The 7,753-nt window shown below is 42.1% G+C and carries 6 protein-coding genes; 1 reads left to right on the top strand and 5 read right to left on the bottom strand.

The window, feature by feature from the left end; genetic code table 11:
• The first annotated feature begins 252 nt into the window (after positions 1-252).
• The gene (gene dps / locus B4H32_RS02885; protein ID WP_004763918.1) at positions 253-750 is read left to right on the top strand and encodes a DNA starvation/stationary phase protection protein Dps; all 498 of its coding nucleotides are present in this window, start codon (positions 253-255) and stop codon (positions 748-750) included.
• A gap of 64 nt (positions 751-814) precedes the next feature.
• Here dps and rapA read toward each other — a convergent pair whose 3' ends face one another.
• The 5 genes from rapA to B4H32_RS02860 form a co-directional block, all read right to left on the bottom strand.
• Complete coding sequence (gene rapA / locus B4H32_RS02880) at positions 815-3,652, bottom strand: RNA polymerase-associated protein RapA (RefSeq protein ID WP_286799723.1); 2,838 nt, start codon at positions 3,650-3,652, stop codon at positions 815-817.
• A 145-nt stretch (positions 3,653-3,797) separates the two neighbouring features.
• Positions 3,798-4,442: an RluA family pseudouridine synthase gene (locus tag B4H32_RS02875; protein WP_010589397.1), complete on the bottom strand. Its 645-nt coding sequence runs from the start codon at positions 4,440-4,442 to the stop codon at positions 3,798-3,800.
• 151 nt (positions 4,443-4,593) lie between these two features.
• A complete protein-coding gene (hemL, locus tag B4H32_RS02870; RefSeq protein WP_004763922.1) occupies positions 4,594-5,901 on the bottom strand; it encodes a glutamate-1-semialdehyde 2,1-aminomutase in 1,308 nt (435 codons plus the stop codon).
• Between the two features lie 51 nt (positions 5,902-5,952).
• Complete coding sequence (thiE, locus tag B4H32_RS02865; protein ID WP_004681344.1) at positions 5,953-6,564, bottom strand: thiamine phosphate synthase; 612 nt, start codon at positions 6,562-6,564, stop codon at positions 5,953-5,955.
• Positions 6,565-6,746: 182 nt separating this feature from the next.
• Positions 6,747-7,619 (bottom strand): hypothetical protein, encoded by an 873-nt coding sequence (locus tag B4H32_RS02860; protein WP_004681346.1) that lies wholly within the window; start codon positions 7,617-7,619, stop codon positions 6,747-6,749.
• Positions 7,620-7,753 lie beyond the last annotated feature (134 nt).

Below are 7,753 nucleotides of genomic sequence, written 5' to 3'. Positions count from 1 at the left end.
GTGCCCGCCATTTAACAGAAGAACCGCTCTAGTTTTATGTTTCCGTGTGGTGCAGCCCTTATTAGTACCACACTCAATCGACCCACTTACATTTCTTCCCACATTCCCTTCTTTGTATTTCGCACAGTATTCAAACTGATACAAAAGCAGTCAAAATCTAAACATTCAGGCGTATTCAACGGCGTAAAATAGTTATCGAAATAAATGATTTTGATCCATTTTCATGCTTATTAAAATTGAAATGAGGTAACTATGAGTTCTTCAGCAGCGAAAGCTTTAAAAGTTTATACACGTAATAATTTAGATGACTCCATTAAAGAAGCAACGGTCAAAATATTAAATCAAATACTTGCAGATCTTATTGATTTGTCCTTGCTCACCAAGCAGGCCCACTGGAATATGCGTGGTAGCAACTTTATTGCCGTGCATGAAATGCTGGATATGTTCCGTACTTCGTTGATTACCCATCTGGACAATGTGGCTGAACGTGCGGTACAAATTGGCGGTACCGCATTGGGAACGACCCAAACGGTATCGCAAACATCACATTTAAAACCGTATCCTGTGGAAATCCATGCGGTACAGGATCATTTAAAAGAACTTGCCGATCGGTATGGCGTGGTGGCAAACCATTTACGTGACACGATTGATGAGATTCAGGACCCGATTTCTGAAGACATTATCCATGCTGCCCTGGAAGACCTGGATCAATATTTATGGTTCCTTGAAGCCAATATCGAACAAAAGTAATTTCTGTTCAGCAATAAAAAAACGAGGGTCAAATGATCCTCGTTTTTTATTGCATGGTGATGATTTAAGGTTTGACCACCACCAACACCTGAATCGCTTCTGGAGTCACAGAAAGACCATCTAATAAACTTAGACCCTCTTTCTGGAACTTTTGTAAACGCTCAATTTCATCTTGACGAATACTTGGGTTAAATTGCTTGAGATAAGTTAAACGGTCAATTTCATATTGCCATTTACTGCCATAATGCTCTTTAGCTTGTTGCATCAATTCAGGCAAAGAGGTTTTGGCAATTTCCAAAGCTTGCGCATAACGTGATTCGATCACATCACGACGGGCTTTCACCACCTGACGACAGCTATTGCCATCCAGATGATGCAAATATGGACGTAAAATGCCTGGATCAATCTTGGCAGACAAGTCCTGACCATTTTCACTCAGCAACACACGAATCAACTGTTTTGGCAGGCTTGATGGCAGGTTCAAGGCTTTTGGTGCAACCACATCCACCTTAAACCACACTTCCAGTAACAGCGAACCTTGCTTTAATGCATTTGATTTCAGCAAAGCCACATTGGTACTGCCAAATGACTGTGTACGGATCATTTCCATGACACTTTCAATAAATGGATGTTCCAGTGTCAGATATTGTGCATCTTCACGGATTTGCGCCTGATCACGATAGAATGTCGCGGTCATACCCTCTTCGTCTAGAGTTAAACCCTGCACCTGCATCTGGTCGGTTGGCTTGATGATGACCGTACCATTGCTTTGCTCATCAAAGTCAATATTGGTCGATGACATAAAACGCTTTACGAACATTGGTAAAGTCGTATTGTCATCATAATCCTCAAGCGCCTGTACAATGCCCTGCGCCACCACTGGACGACAAGAATTGTACTCAAGCAAACGGTCACGACCTGCCTGTAGTTCTGCTTCCAGAGCCTGACGCTGTACATTGACTTCTTCAAGCAAGTCTTCAAAGGTTTGCCCTTGATCTGCCAATAAGCAGTCTTTCAGTTCAACGATAAAGTTCTCTTGTAGCGTTTGAGCAGTTGGAGAAATATTGCTGAAAATATTCAGTGCTTCGTTATACCAGCGGAACATACGCTCCTGCGCTGTACCGATCAAATATGGCACGTGAATTTGAATGCGGTTTTCCTGGCCAATACGGTCCAGACGGCCAATACGTTGTTCAAGTACGTCAGGGTTTGCAGGTAAATCAAATAAGATCAAGTCACTGGCAAACTGGAAGTTACGTCCTTCTGAACCAATTTCCGAACAGAGAAGAATCTGAGCGCCATAACTGTCTTCGGCAAAATATGCGGCAGCTTGGTCACGCTCTAATAAGCTCATGCCCTCATGGAACATTGCTGTACGAATGCCCGCATGTAAACGTAGGGCATTTTCTAAAGCTTCAACGACAGGTCCACTACGTGCGATCAACAATACTTTTTTGTGCTTGAGATCTTTACGCAGCACTTCCATCAACCAAGGCACACGAGGATCGGTTTCCATCCAAGAACCATCAAGCTGCCCCTCTTCTGGCCACATCTGCTCACGCATTTTGCCATCAAATGACCAGTCTTCTGGGGCTGGTAAAGGCGCTGGCTGGCAATCACGACCTGGGAAACCTTGAATCGCTTCACGTGTGTTACGGAACAGGATACGACCTGTACCATGACGATCCAATAATTCATGAATCGCACGCATACGTTGTTCAGGCTGATCATCAATACGATGACCCAACAAGCCCTCAAGTGCAGCTAAATGCTCTTCTGTTAAAGCCTCATCTGACATCAATACTTCTGCAATTTTCGCAGTTTGCTGGTATTGCTCTTCCTCATCAATGAAACGGTCAAGGCTGCTAAAACGTTGCGGATCAAGCAGGCGTAAACGGGCAAAATGACTTTCTACACCCAGTTGCTCTGGGGTTGCAGTGAGAAGCAACACACCCGCTGTTTGTTCTGCCAGTTCTTCAACCAGATCATAACGATCATTACCGCCCTCTTCCTCACTCCACATCAAATGATGGGCTTCATCAACCACCAGCAAGTCAAAACCTGCTTCCAAAGCCTGTTCACGCAGGTCTTCATGGTCAACCATCAAATCAACACTGGCAATAATACATTGTTCAGTTAAAAAAGGATTGAGATCAGGATCGTGTTCTTTGATCGAAGCAGTACGTGTTAAATCGAAAAGAGAAAATTGCAAATTGAAACGACGGCGCATTTCAATCATCCATTGATACTGCAATGAATCAGGCACTAAAATCAGGATACGTTCTGAACGGCCTGTCTTGAGTTGCTGGTGAATGATCAGGCCCGCTTCAATGGTTTTACCAAGCCCAACCTCATCCGCAAGAAGAACACGGGGCGCAAAGCGCTTACCCACCTCATGCGCGATATAAAGTTGGTGTGGAATCAGGCCAACACGTGCGCCGAGCAAACCACGTAATGGGCTGGTGTGCATTTGAGCCTGCAACAACATGGCCTCAATACGCAGGTCATACCATTCCTTATAATCGACCTGACTGGCCAACAGACGTTCTAAAGGTTTTGACAACTGGATTTGCGCACCAATACGGGTTTCATTCAGTGCCTTGCGTTCCTGTTCGCCATTTGCCAAAGTGCGAACCACATCGTAACGGAGCACGCCATGACGGTCTTCGATGGATTCAACAATCCACTTGATGCCTTCCTGATCCTGAACTTCATCATTCACATTGAAGATGATACGGGATAAAGGCGCATTATTGCGTGCATAGACACGGGTTTCATCACTTTTGGGGAATAAAATGCTGATAGAACGTTCATCTACATCAATAAGAACGCCTAAACCGAGTTCTGTTTCTGTATCTGATAACCAACGTTGACCAATAGCAAACTGCTGCAATTTTTCCACCTTTATCTCAAGTTAGCCTACATATTGTATTCCGTAGCCCTGATAGGGTTTAAGGTATTTTATGTAGTTTTCAACCATGTATTTTGACACAAAGCACCATCTAATAGCGTGCATCACATCATGATTTATTAAAAAGTTTTAGCAATTAAAACGGTACGGGACAGTCAAAACTGAGTTGTGTCCCTGTCTTCGGGTGAGCAAAACTTAACTGCGTTGCATGTAAACACAAACGGTCATAAAGCTGCTGCTGTTCTGGCGTGGCATATAAGGTGTCACCAAGAATTGGATGACCTAAATATTGCATATGCACACGAAGCTGATGGGAACGCCCTGTAATCGGGATGAGTTTAACGCGTGTTACCATTTGTCCCTGAATATCGAAGTGTTCAATGGCCTGCCATTCTGTTAAGGCTGGTTTGTGATGGGAATCATCCACAATATGCAATGGTGGGCGGCTTGGATCATAGATTACAGGGATATCAACGGTGCCCTGTCCCTCTAAATGGCCCGCAACCAATGCCTGATAGATTTTTGCGGTTTGACGATCCTGAAATTGACGGGAAATGGCGCTTTGTCCAAACCTGGATAGGCCAAAAACCAATATGCCCGAAGTATCACGGTCCAAACGGTGGATGAGTAAAGTTTTTGGTTCTAGTTTTAATAAACGATTAATCAAGCAATCTTGTAAATCAGGTGTTTTCCCTGGCACCGTCAGCAACCCTGCGGGTTTATGGATGACCATAAAATCTTCATCACGATGAATCAAATGTTCACTTAGAAAATCACTCAAGGTAGCCTTCCAACGACTGGATGAAAACAAGCGGGCAATCATAAAAAGCTTAGACTAGAAATACAATGAAAAAATCGATTTAATTCTAATTTTTTATTCCATATCTAAAAAACACCACAACAATAGTCATGGTGTTTCCTGATATCTGAAATTACGCAGAAGCTTTCATTTCAGCAAATGTTTCTTTTGCAGCTTGAATGGTCTCTGCAATGTCTTGATCAGAGTGTACTGAAGAAATAAAACCTGCTTCAAATGCTGAAGGTGCAAGGTAAACACCACGTTTAAGCATACCATGGAAGAATTTCTTAAATGCACCCACATCACAGGCCAACATCGAATCAAAGCTGGTAATGTCCTCTTGATCGGTGAAATAAAGGCCGAACATACCACCCACCTGCTGGGTTTTAAATGGAATGCCTGCCTCATCTGCCGCCGTCTGTAATCCTGCAAGCAATTTCGCTAACTGTGCCGAAAGCTTGTCATAAAATTCAGGTTCACGAAGATGCTTGAACATGGCAATCCCTGCACGCATTGCCAATGGATTACCTGACAATGTACCTGCCTGATAGACGCCACCCAAAGGTGCGATACATTCCATGATTTCGCGTTTACCACCAAATGCGCCCACAGGTAGCCCCGCACCAATAATCTTACCCAGTGTCACCAGATCAGGCTTCACATTATACAGGGTGTGTGCCCCGCCTAGAGCAACACGGAAACCTGTCATCACTTCATCAATAATAAATACGGATTTGTATTCATCACAGACATCACGAATGGCCTGTAAAAATCCGTCAATTGGTGTAACCAGATTCATGTTGCCTGCCACTGGTTCAATAATTACCCCAGCAATCTCATGACCAAACTTGGCAAAACATTCTTTCAAGGCTTCAATATTGTTATATGGTAGCGTTAAAGTATGTTTGGCAAAATCGGCAGGCACCCCTTTGGAAGTCGGCTCACCTTCACCCAAGGTCAATAAACCTGAACCCGCCTTGACCAATAACGAATCTGAATGGCCATGATAGCAGCCTTCAAATTTTACAATCTTGTCACGACCTGTGTAACCACGCGCCAGACGAATCGCAGTCATGGTCGCTTCAGTTCCTGAACTGGTCATACGAACCAATTCAATCGCTGGCATGATCTCGCAAATGGTGTCTGCCAAAGTCGTTTCATATACTGTTGGTGCGCCAAAGCTTAAACCATCCTCAGCTGCAGTTTGTACCGCCAGAATAATATCAGGATGGGCGTGACCTAAAATCATTGGTCCCCATGAACCGACATAATCTACATAGCGTTTGCCATCGACATCCCACAAGTATGCCCCTTTTGCCTTTTCAATAAAGACAGGCGTACCACCAACACCGTTAAATGCACGTACAGGTGAATTGACCCCACCTGGAATATGTTTATTTGCTTGTTTAAATAACTGTTCTTGCTTTGGAGATAAACTCATAAAAGACTCAACCTAGAATCGAAGAATAAAATGTCGAAACGATGCAAAAAATTATGCAAATAACTTTGCCCATGCATTTACACGAGCAGGAATTTCAGCTGTTGACCGTCCTAATATATCACTAATTACCGCACAAAGGCTTGCTCCTGCCTCAATGACCACTTGGGAATTTTCAACGGTCAAACCACCAATGGCACATATTGGTACTTTAAACTTCTGCTTTGCTTGTTGAATGACTTCAACTCCAACATTACCTGCTTCAGGTTTAGTTGAAGTGGCATAGACTGCGCCAAATGCAACATAAGTTGCACCTTCAGCAATTGCCTTTTCAGCTAGTTCTAAGCTGTTTAAGCAAGTTCGCCCAATAATCGCCCCCTGTGGTAGACATGCGGCCGCATCAATAATTTCGCCATCAGATTGTCCGAGATGAACACCCAAACCAAATTGTTCTGCCAGCGATAAATCATCATTAATCACAAATGGAACCTGATATTTTTCACACAGGATCTTAATCTGCTCCACTTCAAGCGGCTGATCGGCTTTTGCGATTTTTTTACGACGATACTGCAAAATGGCAATATGTCCTGTTGCCAACGCAAGCTGTAGTTTTTCTAGTAATAATTGGATTGGATCATCATTGGTAATCAGGTAGAGACCGTGCATAAGAAAAGACTCATAAATTTTATCGAACAAGTATAGATCATGAAAATATCATCGGCCATCCCTACATATTTACCTTTATTATGAATATCAACATTATAAATTCCAGTATTTATAAAAAAGCCGCACTGGAGATGCGGCTAAAAGTGTTATGACTATATAATGAGATTACGGGATAAATAAAATTAATAATCGTAAACTTCATCCCAAGTAATGGTCTTGTTAATCACCTGTTTTCCATCACTAGATGCTTGATACATCAAAGTTTTGGCATCATTATTTGCGATTAAGATTGAATAGTTTTTGTCATTGGTTGTATCAACCACTTTCAACTGACCATCGTAGGCATCTGAGTCTTCATCATTAGATTTATATCTAAAAGGATTGATGGTATTGAATTTAGCTGAATAATCTCCAATTTCACTGCCTTTAACCTTAAATATACCCTCAGAACTTAAAGAATATGCCCCATTGCTTCCCTCTTCCTGGAAGCTAGTTTTAAATGCGCTGAGATTATATTCCACTGTCCTTGATTTTTTATTATCGTCAATTTCTGTTGAAACCACTTTCAAGTTGTTGGTTTCAATGGTACCGCTTGTATCATTTGCCGTGCTGGTTACTTTAAGTGCACCATTTACCAAACTGCTTTCCCCATCATCATAACTGATTTTGAAGTCTACATATTGATATTGATTTGTTGAAAGGTTAATGACACCTGAAACCGCAGTATCATCATCAAATAAACCCCTACAATTATTAAAGGTAATTTTATCGCTTGTTTTTACATAGTTGCCTTGAGAACAAGGCGTACCCTCTACAGCCTCATCAGCGCCATAGACCAATGCATCAACAAAACCAAAATTAACAAAGGTACTTAAAGCAGAGTGTGTAATTGTATTGACCGTCTTTTCAAGGCCCCAATTGGCGGTAGTCGTTTCAGTTGGTTTATTTTTATCATCAATTTCTTGCTTTATATTATCAATGACATCATCTGAACCACCACAACCTCCCAATAATAAAGTACCCAAGACCGCAGCAGCTGCCATTTTATATTTCATGATATTCTCCTTACTTCACAATATGATTAGTGTTAGAGAAAAGCACTATTGTGTCTATTCCTCAAATGAGGAGTAGACAGGATCTTTTTTTAATATTTAGATAAAATTATGGATTATCCTAGATGGATATCCTT

Source organism: Acinetobacter sp. UBA2063 (assembly GCF_002333245.1).
In the GTDB taxonomy this organism is placed as follows: domain Bacteria; phylum Pseudomonadota; class Gammaproteobacteria; order Pseudomonadales; family Moraxellaceae; genus Acinetobacter; species Acinetobacter parvus.
Note: the sequence above shows the minus strand (reverse complement) of the source record. Positions and strands in the feature narration are given on the sequence as shown.